Origin of the sequence: Chlorobium ferrooxidans DSM 13031 (assembly GCF_000168715.1) — a bacterium.
Classification (GTDB): Bacteria; Bacteroidota; Chlorobiia; order Chlorobiales; family Chlorobiaceae; genus Chlorobium; species Chlorobium ferrooxidans.
Window position 1 is genome coordinate 1 of sequence record NZ_AASE01000002.1, and the last position, 16167, is coordinate 16167.

Here is a 16167-nt window from a genome sequence, read left to right on the forward strand (position 1 = left end):
AAAACGGAGGATTCACGACTCCCTGATCTCATGAAGAGTACCAAAGAGATTGTTGACCCCATGCCTGAGAAGTTAAAATCAGTGCTGGTGAATGAAATTGCCACCAATGGCGCCGTAAAAGCAATAGAGGTATGCAGCATCAAAGCCCCGGCAATGGCCAAAGCTGCCAGTGAAAAAACAGGCTGGGAGATTAAACGGGTCAGTCTGAAAAACAGAAACCCGAAGGGCAGTGCTGACAAATGGGAAACAAGGGCGATCAAGGACTTTGAGCAGAAGCTTGCAGTGAACAGCGATGCCGCGATGGAGAAGGGCGAGATTGTTACCATTAAGGGCAAACACTATTTCCGGTTTGCCAAAGGGTTGAAAACAGTCAAAGAGTGTCTGCTCTGTCATGGCAAAGAGGAGAATATTGCCACAGAGATCAAAGAGAAGCTGAAAGAGGTATACCCGAAAGATCGGGCAACAGGATATGAAATAAACCAGGTCCGGGGTATTCTCTCGGTTACAAGAGCAATCAATTAAACTCGCTATAACCTCCAATTCTCACCGACATAACCTCCATTCTCCACCCTGCACAGTGCATCGCTCAGGGTGGAGAACAGGAAAAACCGCCCAAAGGAAGAAACCATTCACAATTGGGTACCTCACTTCATTTTTGTGAGGAGTTTGAGTCCGTTCCCGAAAAAGTAATCCTGTCGCAGAAAAAAGAAATAGCTGTTTACTATAGCCACTTCCTGATGGTTTCAACCAGAATAGCGGAGTCAATCGGTTTGGAAACGTAATCAGTCATCCCTGCATGCATGCAGAGCTCTCGATCACCCTCCATGGTATGTGCGGTAAGAGCAATCACCGGGATACGGTGATTGAGTACTGCGGAATCAGGACTGCGGATGATACGGGTAGCCTCCAGACCATCCATTTCAGGCATCTGGAGATCCATGATGACAAGATCATAAGGGGTAGTCTCAAGTGCCCTGACCGCTTCGGCGCCATTGACGACCACATCGATATGATAGCCGAGCTTGCCCAGAATACCTATCACAACCTTCTGGTTGATGCTGGTGTCTTCAGCAAGCAGCAGCCGGACGCCTTCCCCCCGACCATCTTTTTTTTGCGGCTGACTCTCCTTCGGGCTCTCACCGGCAGTCATTGAGCTTCCTCCCGGTTCGGTATCGGCAAAAATAATAGCCGCAAACGTATCAAAGAGATCGGACTGGAGAATCGGTTTCGAAAGGCATGCGGAGCACCCCATACGCTTGAGATCCTCCTCGGAGCACTTACTGCCCAGAGAGCTCATCATGACAAGAACAGTAGGCGCAAGTTTTTCATCATCCTTTATCGATCGGCAAAGTGTTGCGCCATCCATATCGGGCATCTGCATATCGATCAGGGCAAGGCGATAGGGTTCCCCGCTTTCATGTGCGCGTTTGAGCTCCGCAACAACCTGCGCTCCACCCGACAGCTCCGTAACAACTGCTCCCCATGACAAAAACTGCCGTCGCAGTACAGTGCGATTGGTGGCATTGTCATCAACAATAAGAATGCGGGTTCCGGCAATCGCATCCTTTGAATACCTTCCGCCGTTGCCCTTCGGCAGCTGCTTTTTGAAAGGAATGGTAAACCAGAACTCGGAGCCTTCGTTTTCCCGGCTGCTGACGCCTATCTCTCCGCCCATCAGCTCCACAAGCTGACGGGAAATAGCCAGCCCCAGACCTGTCCCTCCGAACTTGCGTGTTGTTGATGCATCAACCTGGGTAAAACTCGAAAAAAGAATGGCAATTTTCTGTTCAGGAATTCCTATGCCGGTATCCCTGACCGAAAAACGCAGCAGATCCTCCTGAGCTGAACCTGAAACAAGCGCAACGGAGACGGCGACTTCACCCTGATGCGTAAACTTTATGGCATTACCGGCAAGATTATTCAGTACCTGATAGAGCCGCCCCGGATCGCCGCGAAGAAACGGAGTCACTTCCGGAGATGCTGCGCAGATAAACTCAAGCTCCTTATCCCTTGCCCGAACCGCCATGATAGAGGAGACATCATCCAGTACATTGCGAAGATCAAAATCAAGCATTTCAAGTTCAAATTTTCCGGCCTCAATCTTTGAAAAGTCAAGAATATCGTTAATGAGACCAAGCAGAAAATCAGCACTTTCCATGACTGCCTGTGCATATCCCCGCTGTTCATCACTGAGTGACGTGTCAAGAAGAAGACCGGTCATTCCAATAACACCGTTCATGGGTGTACGGATTTCATGACTCATATTTGCCAGAAATTCGCTCTTCGCCCTGTTGGCAGATTCAGAAGCATACCGGGCTTCAACAAGAGCGGTTTCATGGCGGTGACGAACCTCTGCATTGGTAAACAGTTCGGCAAGGACCCTGAGCAGGGAGAGATCATCATCCGCCCAGATTTTCAGGGAGCGCACGGCATCAAAGCCTACAAAGCCGAAGCACTGTTCCCCATAATTCAATGGAATGGTAATAAGCGACTGAATCCCCTGAGGCTCAAGCAGGGCACGAAAAGCGCTCTCTTCCGGCATCTCCTTCACATCCGGAATGTGCACAACCCTGCCCTGCCGGTGAGATGCAACCAGTTCCGGCATTGCAGCAGTGGGCAGATTCTGAAGGTTCTGAATTTCAGCATTGATACCCGGAGCACACCACTCATGGGTATTGCTCATTGACCGGTTTTCAAAGTCATAGCTGAACAGATAAACACGGTCAACCCGGGCAAACTCACCAACCAGTGCAAGAGCGCTCTTTATAGAGTTATCAAGATCTTCAATCGGTTTATTGATAAATCCGATTGCGAGATCCATAAGCACAAGCTGGAAAGCCGACCGTCGTTTGAGCTCCTCCTCTATCTTTTTGCTTCCGGAGATGTCGCTGTGAGAACCGGCCATCCGGTAGGGCAGACCATCTTTGTCCCGGAGAGCTTCCCCTTTCGCAAGCAGCCAGAGATATTCGCCGTTTCGGTGCCTGAAGCGGAATTCAACACTGAAAACCGGAACCTCACCTTTAAGGTATCGCTCCAGAAAGTTTTTATACTCCGGCAGATCATCAGGATGTACCCGCTCTTCAAACGTGGCGTAGATATTGGGAAGTTCATGGTCTTCATAGCCGATCATCTTTTTCCACCGTGGAGAGAGATAGAGGCTGTTATCGCGTATATTCCAGTCCCAGATGCCATCATTACTGCCGTTAACAGCAAGCATATACTGCTCGCGGCTCAGAATCAGCTCCTGTTCACGACGCCGCACACTCCTGTCCGTCCGGCTGAGTACAACAACAAGAAAGCTGTAAAGAAAGGTAAAAATGACGATAACAGAGATGACAGCAATCGAGACAAGACGATAAACCCGGTCATTGTAAGCCGAAATATCCTGCATGATGATGATCTTCCCGGTAATACGGCCTGAAACCTCCTTGAAGGATTTAGCCGTAACCCGCCAGGGTCTCCCCTCCCAGTCGGTCTGCATACTTTCCGATAAACCCCTCGAAAGCACGGCATTGAACTCCCCGGGAAAACGACCGAGAGAAGAGAATACCAGCACATCACTGTCGAATCGATTCCAGTCACGGTAACGCTTGAAGATTTTGATCCCCTCTTCCCATCCTGATTGCTGGAGCAGCTTCTTGTTGATGAACAACGCCACTCCTCGTCCCGACTCAAGATGCAATCCCTTAAGAATACTGTCAACCTCCCTGCCGATTTCAATGTATCCGATCAGCCTGCCGTTATCCTCAACAGGAATGACCGCGCTCAGAATCAGGGTACCCTGCGGACCAAGCTCGATACCGCATGAAAGCTTTCCTGTTCGTTGTGCCTCACGTGCAGTAAACCGGTTGATCCTGTCACCGCTCCTTGAGGGATTATGCACCCGAAGAATACAGTTGCGAGCTGTGTCAATGAAATTGAAGTGTGTTATGCCATAGTAACGCTCAAGCCTTTTGTAGAGTGGTGCACTGAGTGAATAGAGGCTGTTTTTGTCGTGGTTGCGCAATGCATCATAGAGCGAGCTGTTGTGGCTTATTGCCTCAAGCGTGACAATAAAACCCTCCTTTGAGACATCAATGCTTTGACGCAACGCCTCGGCAACCTCATCTTCAGAACGGTGAACATCCTCTTCCAGACGCTGCTGCTGCTGCCACCAGAGCAGGAGTCCGAGTGTGATGATAAGAATGGAGATCAGTGCAGCAAGCGGCGGCATGAGACGTCGCAGTACCAGACCCGGGCGGGCTTCCTCCCTGCGCGAAACGAGATAAACACTGGTGAGCACAATAAGGCTTACGACGATAAAACCGACAGGAATTGCAGAACGGGCCACAAGATCCCAAGTCCACTCGGAAGCGTCAATATCCATGCCAATTACGGCAATAGCCCTGCCGCTCTGGGGATCAACAAGTGGAACAAAACCACTGACCCAAGTTCCCCAGCGGTCGGCAACAGGGCCTTCGGTATCCGGCGCTTTTCTCAGAAAGACATTCTGAAGAATATCGGTCGCCTCACCATATACCTGACCTGCAGGAGAGGATTCCGGTGAACTTGAAGGTTCGGAATCGACATAAAAGAAAACCGTTCCGCTGCCGGACCTGCCCAGCAGATAGACAAAACGGGACTTTGAAACGGCACCTCTGGTTCTGGATAGCTGTTCCTTAAGTTTCACATAGGCCGTCTTTTCAATGTCGGCCGGCGAACCTTCGAGCGCATTGAGCTGCTCCATATCAATGCCCTGGGCAGCAATAAGCACCTGCCGGAGCAACTGGTCATGCATCTGACGATCAGCGTGAACAACTGCCCTCCAAGCAAAAAAAGAGCCACAGAGAAAAAGGAGGCCTAAAAGCAGTATCGGGATATAGCTTTTTTTCGTTGAACCGGGTGACGGTGTATTCAGAGCCTCCATGAACTGTTCAATAACGAGGTTGATCTCCTTGCATACCAAACAAAATAATCATCCGATCCGGGATAATGGCCCAACAACCCTCCCTCTCCAATAACCTCTTTTGAATGGTCAAGGAGGAGGGCGCACTGCATTTTAATCTACCACTTTTTCCATAGCTCTCAAACAAGGTGGATTGAGAGCTGCCGGATGAGAAGAAACCCATGAGAAGAGAGTCCTGGACAGCAAGACAGATCACCTTCAGCGGGCAGGAGGTATGCTGCGTTTCAGATAAAGATCGTAGTCCGGCACAAGGCGATTGTAATCTCTATCCATAAGAGGGGAGGAGATCATAAAATCAGCTGATGCCCGATTGCATGCGGTGGGGATGTTCCATACCACCGCCATACGCAGCAGTGCCTTGACATCCGGATCATGCGGCTGGGGTTCAAGCGGGTCCCAGAAAAAGATCAGAAAGTCTATCTCCCGGGAGGCAATCCTGGCTCCGATCTGCTGGTCACCACCCAATGGACCGCTCATCAGTTTGTGAACCTCAAGGCCGAGCTCGCGCTCGAATACCCCTCCGGTAGTACCTGTAGCGTAGAGGGTATGCTGTTCAAGCAGGTCTCTGTTGAATTTCGCCCATTCGAGCAGATCAACCTTTTTGTTGTCATGAGCAACAAGAGCGATATTCTTGGAGGGGGCCATGGTGATCTGTTTCTGGCTCATATCATAATAATTTTATTAGTCTCACTGCCGAACAAGGGAAATATCAGCAATAAAGAGAGAACCATCTTTCCCTCCAGCAGAAAAATAACATATTTGTAACATAAGCCAGCGTCACGGAACCCTTCAGGGAAAGCCCTATTTCACTCCCACTGAAAATATCCGGAGCCCGACCACACCGGAAATGATAAGTAAAAGAGAGATGATGCGGGCAAGATCAGCGGATTCATCAAACAGAAGCATCCCCATAATGGCTACCCCTGCTGCACCGATGCCGGTCCACACCGCATAGGCCGTTCCGACCGGAATGGTTTTCATGGCAAGCGAGAGAAGCCAGAAGCTTGCGATCATGGCGATAGCAGTCATGATCGATGGGATAGGACGGGAAAAACCCTGGGTGTATTTGATGCCAATGGCCCAGCCACACTCAAGGCAACCGGCAATAACAAGATAGAACCATGCCATAGGAAAGTTTTTTCATTCATCAGCGCACCTCTATTCATTGTAGTGAAATAAAGGTGCCATTTAAATTTTAATCCAGCGAAGTAACTTATCCGATTTTCTGGCGGCCTGCAAAACTCTCTGGATCATAAGGCCATCCTCAAAACCTGCGGCATCATGGAGCCTCTTCTCTCCTTTCTTGAGCGCCTTGACCATCCGGTAGGCAAAAAAAGCGAACCCGACAGCAAATATACCATGAACAGCCAGTGATGAGTGGCGGATCTGCTCCTGAAGCACCAGCTCGTCCCACGCAAGCATCGGTTCAACCAGCTTCCATCGGGGAGCATCAATCAGGCTGCGACCCACTTTTGCGTTATCATTTGCAACCTCCCACAGCCTCCCTGCCCCGTCAAGACGAATGGTCTTAAAACTGCCGACCACTTCGAAGGATAACCATGTATAGGCGCCAACCGTAGTCACATGCATCAGCGAAGAGCTGCCAAGGGCTACCGATGAGGGGCCGAACTTCATCATCATGGCAAAATGGTCGTCGGAAGTGACCCGGCACGACTTCCCTGAACTGTCGGGTCGAAAGGGAATACTTGTTGCGAGATTGCAGGAGACCGAAGAGATTTCGCCAACCAGAAACCGGTTCAGGTCAATCAGATGGGAGCCTATAGCGTAAAGCGCTCCACCACCTTTTTCCTCTTCGCACCACCACGACCAGGGCATATCAGGCCTGTTCCGGGTGGCAAGATTGACAACCGCACGTACTTCATACACTTTACCAATTTCGCCACCGTCAATCATCTGCTTCATGCATCGGACCGCCGGATGAAACCGGAGCTGATGGTCAATAAGCGCAAACCCCGGCGCTGTGGAGGCACTCTCCACCATGGCGGTTGCATCGGCAACATCGAGCGCAAAGGGTTTTTCGCAGAGCACGCTTTTACCACTCTGCAATACACCGGTAACCATCTCCCTGTGCAGGTAGGTCGGGGTGGTTACGCATACAAGGTCAAGATCACATTGCAGCATCTCGCGCCAGTCGGCAAAGCCCCGGGTAATGCCGAACATCTTCATAAACTTCTGACGATGCGACTCGGTCGGACTCGCCATAGCGGCAAGCTCCACATCGCCCAGCATTGAAAAGGCCGGGGCCTGTGCAATTCTCGCCCATCCGCTTCCGATAAACCCGACTTTTATTTTTTTCTGCTCCATCCCCTCAACCTATGTTCATATTTTTTAACCTTTTGCAAAGATAAAACTTCGCAAATGCTTCGCAACTCAATTCAGGCTCGCACTGTTTCAGAATAATAAAACCCCTGCGGCTCCACTTCAGCATGCCTTTTCGACCTGAAGATATACTAAAATTTTAAGGCACTAAAAACAATGTGCGCATATTTATTTAAGCATTTAACTTCTTTTTCTTTAGAATATATCGCGTTTTACCTCATGAGCTTCAATTTAAGCTACATCAGGGTCTATGGAAAGCAGGAATTGAACTGATGCTTCGTCCCGGCAGGTCGGGTCAGGTCGAAGCGTAGGGAGCTACTGGGGATAGTGTGCCGGATATTATGCAACGCTGCTTGTGTGACGAAGAATGGAATTGATTTCGGCTTGCTTGATCTGCATACCTTCCTCAATATCATAGTCATCCTGCATGCCTAACCAGAATTTTGCAGAGTTCCCGAAATATTGTGAAAGGCGTAGTGCCGTGTCTGCGGTAATTCGCCGCTTCCCTTTCACGATTTCGGATATCCGGGTCTGAGGGATCCCGATATCTTTGGAAAGTCTGTATGCCGGGATCTCCAACGGAATTAAAAACTCTTCCATCAAAACCTCTCCCGGATGAATATTTCTCAGTTCGTTCATTTCAGTGACAGTCAATAATTTCCGTTTCGAATGCATTCCTCTTCACTTTCGCAACAACAACCCGAAGTCCAGAATGGTGTATAGGGGCTCATTAGTAAATCAAGCTCGAACTGACAGCAATGAATATCGTCCCCTCGCCCTCCTTTGCAGAAAAAAACCGAGCTCGCCAATTTTTTCCTTCAAGCTGTTCCCTACAGCCATTCGAAAATCTCTCATACTGCTCCTTAAAGCAGCTGACGTGCCGGTCAGCCGCGGCCGTAGGCAGTCGGCTGGAGTAGCTGGTTATGCTTTTTTTAAAATAGTGTTACCTATGTCCCCGTTCACTTAGGTTATTCTGACCATTGCGGATTCCAGACCACCTCCCAGAGATGACCATCGGGATCTTGGAAGTAACCTGAGTAACCGCCCCAAAACGTGTCATGTGCAGGCTTGATGATTGCAGCACCCGCGGCTGCAGCTTTTGCCATGACTGCATCAACCTCCGACTTGGAAGCAACGTTGTGACCCAGCGTCATTTCGGTGGGACTGGGAGGGCTGACAGAATGCCCCGTGTCATGCGCAATGCTCTTGCGAGGCCATAAGGCAAGACGCAAGCCGGGTTGAAGCTGAATGAACACAACAGCCCCATACTCAAACTCTTTGCCAATGATGCCTTCGGTCGGGAAACCCAAACCATCACGGTAGAAGTGCAATGACGTTTCGAGGTCGTTAACGCCAATAGTAATGACAGTGATTTGTGGCTTCATATGTTCTACATCCTCCAGGAATAACAATAATTAGATGGATCCGCATAAAACCGCTACTTACAACCTGTCAACAGGACTCCGAACTCCGGATGGCCCCTTGAGTTAAGTATCAAAACAAGAATAACAGAAGGTCAGAGAGTTTTCTGCTGCTCTGCTTTACCAACAACCTTCCATCGCGCTTCAATAGTTTCTGCTGACAGGTCAGCTCCACACTCCCATTCGACGAAGTATCCTCCGTTGATAACCTTTAAAAAAATTTCTCAGGGTCCAGAAGCTCTTCAAACGCTTCATATTCGAGGTATGGTGTTACATCAAATCGGCCAACACGACCATCTTCTGAAACGATTGACAACACCCATTCAGATTGTGGATAAATTTCAGCTATTCTCATTGATCAGGTCCCTTTATCGGAAATGGTTTCTTTCCATTTACCGCCAAATTCCAGTCAGCCAGCAACCCGTTCAATCGCCGATCTATCCGGCGGGAATATGCTCATGAGGTTCGTTCAAATCTCAGACTATATCCATTAAAGCCGATAAGACGGCGAACTCGTTTGCGGACACCAATAACACGGCCAGCAGGAACCTGCGTGGTTCTGCCTTCGTTGTAACTGCGCTCCATACTCGTAGGCGCTGTAGGGATATCAAGTCGTTTCAGAGCTTCCTGAGCAAGCGTATTGAGACTTTTGGGAAGAGCAGGTCGATTATCGAGGGGGGAGATAACTGCACGAACATATATTCCCTGCCCTATTTTGACAAGAGTACCCTCTCTGATCAGAGTAAGCAAACAACGTCCAACCTGGTCGTAATCCCCAAGATCCTTAAAATCAGAACGTAAAATGACATCTGCATGCTTACGGCTGATACGCGTTTTTATTCTCGCCAGAAGTGTGTTCGGCTTCTTTTTCATAGTGTCAATATACGACATTTCAAAAACAAAGGCGAGGGCCATTTCGGCACGCTCCAGCAGTATTCTGTAAGTCAAATCAGATCAACCCTGACATTGCGGAGTTCAATGTCCGAGTTCAACAGTATGGACATAGCAAAACGATAAGTAGCAATAATATCAGATCGGATCGAATTTTGTTAACGCTGTTATGAACGTCCCGGCCCCCACGGCCAGCAGGAACCTGCGTGGTTCGGCATTCGTTTTGTTTTGCAGCGTCCTGTTAACCGTAGGGTTCGGTCACATTTCACGCGCTACGGGAATGGCGCGTTACGTACTTACGAAGCACACCATCCATTCGCGATTGCCAACCTTCACCGGTTGACTTGAAGTAGGCGATGACCTCGGGGCTATAACGCACCGACACAAGCAGTTTCTTGTTTTCAGACCTCGGACGACCACGCAGGGCGCGGATTGGGACCATCGCCTTCAGTTGCTTTGGCGTGAGTGGCTGCGCGTCAAGATCACTTTTAGCTGCCGCAGTAATGGTCTTGTCCTCTTCCGCAGTGGGCATGAGGATAGTTGAACGCTTAGAAATTTTCGACATAGTGTTTTACCTCGCGACGATTGGCGCGGCGCAGGCTGATGATCCTTCGCACTTCGCTCCGGTCTACAAATGCCACACAGTACAGGATTTCGGTTTGCGGAGCGAGCGCAATCATTCGCGACTCGCCGTACTCAAACCGTTCATCAACCCACACCAGTGCGGCTTCCCAGTCGAGGTCGCCTGCGAGATGCCCAGTTGCCGTCAGACCGCTTCAAAACGGGTTCCTGTTTCGGCTTGACAAAGGGCAAATGCAATCTGCTCCTCGGTGAATTTTGTCCTTTTAATGGCAATTTTCCCTTGCTTTGTTCAAGATACTCATTGCCGAAAACTCTACTTTAGAGTGGTCCAGTTTTATGGGAAGAGGTCAACGGCTAAATGAAATTTTGCTCGTAAAAGGTTCTATTTTTTGCATCAAATTTCTTCCCGAAACGATCAAATACAATTTCAGCTTCCGTTTTCATGTGAAAATCTCGACAGCATAAGAGAAATCTGAACACAGATGCTTGTGAATGGTGGCCAAAGCGGTACTGTGGTTGGCATATAAATTTTAAAAATCGTGATGAGAACTCTACTTTTTTTTGCTTTCTCAAGACACCTAATAACTCTGACATGGCATAACTATTGATCGGATCAATAGCCAGCGACTCTTTGAGAACAACCTCGGCCTCTTCCAGTTTGTCCTGCCGTTGGTATATCTTCGCCAACTCAGTCCGTGGATGTAATTGCTTTGAATCAATAGCCAGCGACTCTTTGAGAACAACCTCGGCCTCTTCCAGTTTGTCCTGCCGTTGGTATATCTTCGCCAACTCAGTCCGTGGATGTAATTGCTTTGAATCAATAGCCAGCGACTCTTTGAGAACAACCTCGGCCTCTTCCAGTTTGTCCTGCCGTTGGTATATCTTCGCCAACTCAGTCCGTGCCATAAGGTTGTTTTTGTCTATATCTAGCAGCTTTTTGAGAACAACCTCGGCCTCTTCCAGTTTGTCCTGCCGTTGGTATATCTTCGCCAACTCAGTCCGTGGATGTAATTGCTTTGAATCAATAGCCAGCGACTCTTTGAGAACAACCTCGGCCTCTTCCAGTTTGTCCTGCCGTTGGTATATCTTCGCCAACTCAGTCCGTGGATGTAATTGCTTTGAATCAATAGCCAGCGACTCTTTGAGAACAACCTCGGCCTCTTCCAGTTTGTCCTGCCGTTGGTATATCTTCGCCAACTCAGTCCGTGAGTTAAGGTCTTTGGGTGAGATATCAAGTATTTCTTGCAGAACAACCTCGGCCTCTTCCAGTTTGTCCTGCCGTTGGTATATCTTCGCCAACTCAGTCCGTGCCATAAGGTTGTTTTTGTCTATATCTAGCAGCTTTTTGAGAACAACCTCGGCCTCTTCCAGTTTGTCCTGCCGTTGGTATATCTTCGCCAACTCAGTCCGTGAGTTAAGGTCTTTGGGTGAGATATCAAGTATTTCTTTCAGAACAACCTCGGCCTCTTCCAGTTTGTCCTGCCGTTGGTATATCTTCGCCAACTCAGTCCGTGAGTTAAGGTCTTTGGGTGAGATATCAAGTATTTCTTTCAGAACAACCTCGGCCTCTTCCAGTTTGTCCTGCCGTTGGTATATCTTCGCCAACTCAGTCCGTGGATGTAATTGCTTTGAATCAATAGCCAGCGACTCTTTGAGAACAACCTCGGCCTCTTCCAGTTTGTCCTGCCGTTGGTATATCTTCGCCAACTCAGTCCGTGGATGTAATTGCTTTGAATCAATAGCCAGCGACTCTTTGAGAACAACCTCGGCCTCTTCCAGTTTGTCCTGCCGTTGGTATATCTTCGCCAACTCAGTCCGTGCCATAAGGTTGTTTTTGTCTATATCTAGCAGCTTTTTGAGAACAACCTCGGCCTCTTCCAGTTTGTCCTGCCGTTGGTATATCTTCGCCAACTCAGTCCGTGCCATAAGGTTGTTTTTGTCTATATCTAGCAGCTTTTTGAGAACAACCTCGGCCTCTTCCAGTTTGTCCTGCCGTTGGTATATCTTCGCCAACTCAGTCCGTGTATGAAGGTTGTTTGGCATTAAATTCAGTGCGGACAGCAACACTTCGGCAGCACCGTCATCGTTTCCATGAGATAATAATGTCCAAGAGTGTGCAAGGTGAAGTGTCTCAAATAACTTTCTAAATTTCTTCACTTCTTCTGCAATATGACCTTTCAGCAAGAAATTAATGAGATACTCAAAATCCAAATATGCCTCAGCAGTGAAGTAATTTTTCTTTGCACCAAAAACATTTACTAATGCTTGCGATTCCACTATATCATCAAAGTAAGTGTTCTCAAACCATTCTACCATCAGTTCATTTTTATTTATCTCTGGATGTTCAAGGAAATAGATTTCAGAGATAATTTCATGCTTGGTTCGAAGAAATATGTGTTTTTTATATAAATCATCTCGCCATTCAGTCACAATGATTGATTCCTGTTGCAATCCACGAAACTTTGACAAAAAAGCTCTCTTTTGTGGTTCATCAGCACCACTAACCCTTGCAAATACTTCAAACGGGGACTTGACCCCCATTAAGTAAAAAAGGGCAATATATCTATAACCATCTCGAAATGCGGGCAGATCATGTGTTGATTTTCGATAATCATCCCAATCAAAATCGTAATCAATAAGCCGTTTCTTTTTTAGCTCCAACAGTATTCTATAAGTAGCATTAACGTAGACAATGCTCTCATTTAGGACTATCTCGCCTAACTCGCTGATAAGATTTTCTGATAGCCCTAAAAGCTTAAACAGACGACTGTAAACCAATCGACGCTGATTGCGACTATTTCTGACAACAACAGGTTCTCTTTCTTCCTCTCCATGAATAAACGTCAGACAGCCCGACTGTTTCATTGAGTGGTAACGATGTCCTCGTTCGGCGAGCAAAACTCGTATATTTTTAGATAATTCTGGGATATGGCGAAGGATAACCTTTAAGGCATCTTCATTTGCTGCAGGGTTGTCAATACAGAGAAGACATGAGTCTATATTGGGAGTAAATTTGATATAATTTAGTATGTGTTCGATATCAACTCGTTCTAATTGGGCCTCAAGATCAAGTAAGTATACTTGCTTGTAGCTTTGTACTAGCTCTACTGCAAGTCTGTTTAGAATTGTAGTTTTCCCACAACCGCCGTTACCAACTATCCATAAACTACCACAACCGGGCAAGTTTTCCAGCTTATGAAAAGCATCTTGCATGACAATGTCATTTCTAACATCCATACCATTGCATACTACCTTGAACACTACATCGTCTCTATCGTTGATTCGATAGTAATCAAGAGCTAGCTCTTTACGTTCATCTCCATCTATTAGATATGCATCTGTAATGTTTTCTGAAGTTATTTCTCTAAATCCAGGCACACTCTTAGCAGGAATATCAGGATAGTATGTTGGTAGCAACTCATCACGATATCTCCATAATTTTTCAGTTATTGTGTCCCAGCCCCAATATTCAACGGTCAAAGTATCCCGAGAAAGAGACTGTGCTTTTTGTTGAAGATGTGAGTCGTTTTTAAACGTCGATGCAAAAATAAATCTCGTTACCTTGCTTTGAAGCCCTTGCGTTTTTACTAATTCGTTTTCCATCTCAACTGAAAGAATATCACGCAGACTGCCATCATCTCTAAATCTTGTATCTTTGAGCTTGCACTGAAATGTTACCCCGGATTTTTCCGAGGAAAAGCCATCTATGCCATATTGACTTTGGCCTTTCCGACCAAAACATTCAATACCAGGATCATCGTACACTCGGCGTAAAATATCCCGTACTAATTTTTCAAAAACATATTCGTCTAGTAAGGGAGAGAGCTGATAAATCATGAGTACTCCATTGAGTGAAAAATCTTCGTTTGCACATAAGAATAATTAGATGGATCCGCCTAAACTGCGGATTTTTAAATTGTAATCCATACAAGACGCCAATTACGAACTACTCGGAATACCGTTAATCGTTTTAATTGAAATTGTTTAAACCCCGTTGTTACGATTTATGTTAGCGTCTTATATGGGTCAGCATAAAAACATTGCTTTCAACCTGTCAACAGGACTGCGAACTCCGGATGGTCCTCGATTTAACACATGGGTGTAAATCATGATTGTTCGTACATCTTTATGCCCCGTTAATTCCTGAACAGTTCGAATATCATACCCTGCTTTTATCGACAATCTGTTATGCCCTGCTCAGCAGAATACGTATCAAATAAATGTACGCAGCGATTTTGAGTATTCCACAGCTAATGATGTACTTTTTAGTTGTTTATGAGCAAAGTCGGACGGAATGGGCGAATTGGCACGAAGGCAGAAGAAGGTAGATTCGTCACCCGAGAGGCCCCTCTACCGACAACTCGGGATCGGGATGGGTGAGGAATGACACAAGAATAATGGGGGAGATAAAAAAAGGGTGACCGCGGGCACCCTTTTGTATTGCTGTTCAAACTAAAAAAATGGAGCTTAGCTAACCTGCTGCGCTTTTGCGAGGCGGGCTTTTTCGATGTAGGTCTTCTGGATATCGCGGGAGACATTGTATGCCTTCGAGAGGCTGTCGGAACTCCAGAGCCTTGCGTCAAATGCCATGCAGATATTGCGGAGGAACGGTATACCGACCTCGGTAACACGGACACTTTTGTCGCCCAGCACAACCAAACCATCATTCTCCATATCTTCAAGGCGGTAGAGGGCGATATCAAGTTCCTCGGTATAGAGCTTCGGATCAGCCCATGAGGTCTCCTGTTTGCACATCAGGTTCAGGATGTGACGGCGAAGCACCAGATCCTCGTCGGTCAACAGGTGACCACGATGGAGCGGGAAACGACCTTCGTTCACGGCCTTGATGTAGGAGGTGTCGTCACGCTCGTTCTGCGCAAAGGCGTACCAGGTGTCGCTGATGGATGATGAGCCGAGGGCAAGCATCATCTGGGTGGTGTTTTCCGTATAGCCCATAAAGTTACGGTGCAGGGTGCCGTTTCTGGCCGCAATGTAGAGCGCATCACCCTCAATGGCGAAGTGGTCCATACCAATCTCATGGTAACCGATAGACTCAAGCATCGCGCTGCCTTTATCGTACAACTCCTGCTTCACATCGCCAACCGGCAGATCCTCCTCCTTGAACTTCCGCTGACCTTCGTACATGTGCGGGTTGTGGCCATAGGCATAAAAGGCAAGACGATCAGGCTTCAGCTGCATAACCTTCTGGATGGTATCGGTAATGGTGGCAAGCGTCTGCTTTGGAAGGCCGTAGACAAGGTCAAAATTGATTGAGGTGAATCCGATTTCACGAGCCAGGTCGATCTTCTCCTTGACCAGTTCAAATGACTGGAGACGGTTGATCTCCTCTTGAACAATCGGGTCAAAATCCTGGATTCCGAAACTCATGCGGCGGAAGCCGACACTGTAGAGCGCTTCAAGATGCTCCCTTGTCGTGGACTTCGGATTGGTCTCAAAGCTGAACATGTAGTTGTCCATCTTGTTGACGTTCTTGCAGATACCGTCAATAAGGCGAATGAGGTTCTCGGGGCTGAAAAAGGTGGGTGTACCGCCTCCGATGTGCAGCTCCTTGACGTTAAGGCGTCCGGGAAAAACATCGGTGTACATCTGCCACTCTTTGAGCAGGGCCTCAAGGTAGGGTGTTTCGTAGGAGTGATCCTGGGTGCGGTGGGCATTGCAGCCGCAGAAATAACAGTGGTTCTCACAGTAGGGAATATGAATGTACAGACTGATTCCTGTGGTCTCGTTGCTGTCATTGAACCCTTTGACCATCGCCTCTTTCCACTCTTCCTGGGTTACACCGTCGGTGCTCCATGAGGGAATTGTGGGATAACTGGTGTAACGGGGACCGGGATTGCTGTACTTTACTGCGAGATTAGTTGCCATTGTTATCTTCCTCAACAAGTATTATTTTTTTAAATTCACTCTCGTGAAAATACATAAAACTCGGCAATTTCATAAATCAATAGCCATCATTTGGCCTACAAA

The 16167-nt window shown here is 47.6% G+C and carries 13 protein-coding genes and 1 pseudogene; 1 reads left to right on the forward strand and 13 read right to left on the reverse strand.

The genetic code is table 11. The features are described 5' to 3' along the window. Positions 1–522, forward strand: a 522-nt coding sequence (locus CFERDRAFT_RS01540) for a Tll0287-like domain-containing protein (RefSeq protein WP_006365429.1), incomplete at its 5' end; no start/stop codon positions are given. A 199-nt stretch (positions 523–721) separates the two neighbouring features. On the opposite strand, the gene CFERDRAFT_RS01545 is transcribed toward CFERDRAFT_RS01540, so the two are convergent. From CFERDRAFT_RS01545 to hemN, 13 genes and pseudogenes are all read right to left on the reverse strand, one after another. Continuing rightward, the gene (locus CFERDRAFT_RS01545) at positions 722–4777 is read right to left on the reverse strand and encodes a response regulator (RefSeq protein ID WP_232209732.1); all 4056 of its coding nucleotides are present in this window, start codon (positions 4775–4777) and stop codon (positions 722–724) included. Between the two features lie 366 nt (positions 4778–5143). Beyond that, entirely contained in the window at positions 5144–5611 is a 468-nt protein-coding gene (locus tag CFERDRAFT_RS01550; RefSeq protein ID WP_006365431.1) for a methylglyoxal synthase, read from the reverse strand. 135 nt (positions 5612–5746) lie between these two features. Then, entirely contained in the window at positions 5747–6073 is a 327-nt protein-coding gene (gene sugE / locus CFERDRAFT_RS01555) for a quaternary ammonium compound efflux SMR transporter SugE (RefSeq protein WP_006365432.1), read from the reverse strand. A gap of 60 nt (positions 6074–6133) precedes the next feature. Continuing rightward, positions 6134–7270 (reverse strand): Gfo/Idh/MocA family protein, encoded by a 1137-nt coding sequence (locus CFERDRAFT_RS01560; protein ID WP_006365433.1) that lies wholly within the window; start codon positions 7268–7270, stop codon positions 6134–6136. Positions 7271–7624: 354 nt separating this feature from the next. After that, complete coding sequence (locus CFERDRAFT_RS01565; protein ID WP_040432906.1) at positions 7625–7924, reverse strand: HigA family addiction module antitoxin; 300 nt, start codon at positions 7922–7924, stop codon at positions 7625–7627. 329 nt (positions 7925–8253) lie between these two features. Continuing rightward, positions 8254–8670 (reverse strand): VOC family protein, encoded by a 417-nt coding sequence (locus CFERDRAFT_RS01575; RefSeq protein WP_006365434.1) that lies wholly within the window; start codon positions 8668–8670, stop codon positions 8254–8256. A gap of 247 nt (positions 8671–8917) precedes the next feature. Further along, a complete protein-coding gene (locus CFERDRAFT_RS12535) occupies positions 8918–9061 on the reverse strand; it encodes a DUF2442 domain-containing protein (RefSeq protein ID WP_232209733.1) in 144 nt (47 codons plus the stop codon). Between the two features lie 101 nt (positions 9062–9162). Then, complete coding sequence (locus CFERDRAFT_RS01580; protein ID WP_232209734.1) at positions 9163–9621, reverse strand: DUF6088 family protein; 459 nt, start codon at positions 9619–9621, stop codon at positions 9163–9165. Between the two features lie 241 nt (positions 9622–9862). Next, positions 9863–10162, reverse strand: coding sequence for a BrnA antitoxin family protein (locus CFERDRAFT_RS01585; RefSeq protein WP_040432908.1), 300 nt, complete (start codon positions 10160–10162; stop codon positions 9863–9865). Beyond that, a complete protein-coding gene (locus CFERDRAFT_RS12605) occupies positions 10146–10367 on the reverse strand; it encodes a BrnT family toxin (protein WP_083791463.1) in 222 nt (73 codons plus the stop codon). The genes CFERDRAFT_RS01585 and CFERDRAFT_RS12605 overlap by 17 nt, the downstream gene beginning before the upstream one ends. Positions 10368–10533: 166 nt before the next feature. Continuing rightward, positions 10534–14016, reverse strand: a complete 3483-nt coding sequence (locus CFERDRAFT_RS01590; protein WP_006365436.1) for a tetratricopeptide repeat protein — start codon at positions 14014–14016, stop codon at positions 10534–10536. A 189-nt stretch (positions 14017–14205) separates the two neighbouring features. After that, positions 14206–14355 (reverse strand): annotated as a pseudogene (locus tag CFERDRAFT_RS11840) (tyrosine-type recombinase/integrase); the annotation flags it as partial. Positions 14356–14646: 291 nt separating this feature from the next. Further along, positions 14647–16065, reverse strand: coding sequence for an oxygen-independent coproporphyrinogen III oxidase (gene hemN / locus CFERDRAFT_RS01595; protein WP_006365438.1), 1419 nt, complete (start codon positions 16063–16065; stop codon positions 14647–14649). Positions 16066–16167: the final 102 nt, after the last annotated feature.

Bases quoted from the DNA above. Each gene is read 5' to 3' on its own strand.
- CFERDRAFT_RS01545 (WP_232209732.1), bottom strand. From the start codon at position 4,777: ATGCATGACCAGTTGCTCCGGCAGGTGCTTATTGCTGCCCAGGGCATT.
- CFERDRAFT_RS01550 (WP_006365431.1), bottom strand. From the start codon at position 5,611: ATGAGCCAGAAACAGATCACCATGGCCCCCTCCAAGAATATCGCTCTT.
- sugE (WP_006365432.1), bottom strand. From the start codon at position 6,073: ATGGCATGGTTCTATCTTGTTATTGCCGGTTGCCTTGAGTGTGGCTGG.
- CFERDRAFT_RS01560 (WP_006365433.1), bottom strand. From the start codon at position 7,270: ATGGAGCAGAAAAAAATAAAAGTCGGGTTTATCGGAAGCGGATGGGCG.
- CFERDRAFT_RS01565 (WP_040432906.1), bottom strand. From the start codon at position 7,924: ATGAACGAACTGAGAAATATTCATCCGGGAGAGGTTTTGATGGAAGAG.
- CFERDRAFT_RS01575 (WP_006365434.1), bottom strand. From the start codon at position 8,670: ATGAAGCCACAAATCACTGTCATTACTATTGGCGTTAACGACCTCGAA.
- CFERDRAFT_RS12535 (WP_232209733.1), bottom strand. From the start codon at position 9,061: ATGAGAATAGCTGAAATTTATCCACAATCTGAATGGGTGTTGTCAATC.
- CFERDRAFT_RS01580 (WP_232209734.1), bottom strand. From the start codon at position 9,621: ATGGCCCTCGCCTTTGTTTTTGAAATGTCGTATATTGACACTATGAAA.
- CFERDRAFT_RS01585 (WP_040432908.1), bottom strand. From the start codon at position 10,162: ATGTCGAAAATTTCTAAGCGTTCAACTATCCTCATGCCCACTGCGGAA.
- CFERDRAFT_RS01590 (WP_006365436.1), bottom strand. From the start codon at position 14,016: ATGATTTATCAGCTCTCTCCCTTACTAGACGAATATGTTTTTGAAAAA.
- hemN (WP_006365438.1), bottom strand. From the start codon at position 16,065: ATGGCAACTAATCTCGCAGTAAAGTACAGCAATCCCGGTCCCCGTTAC.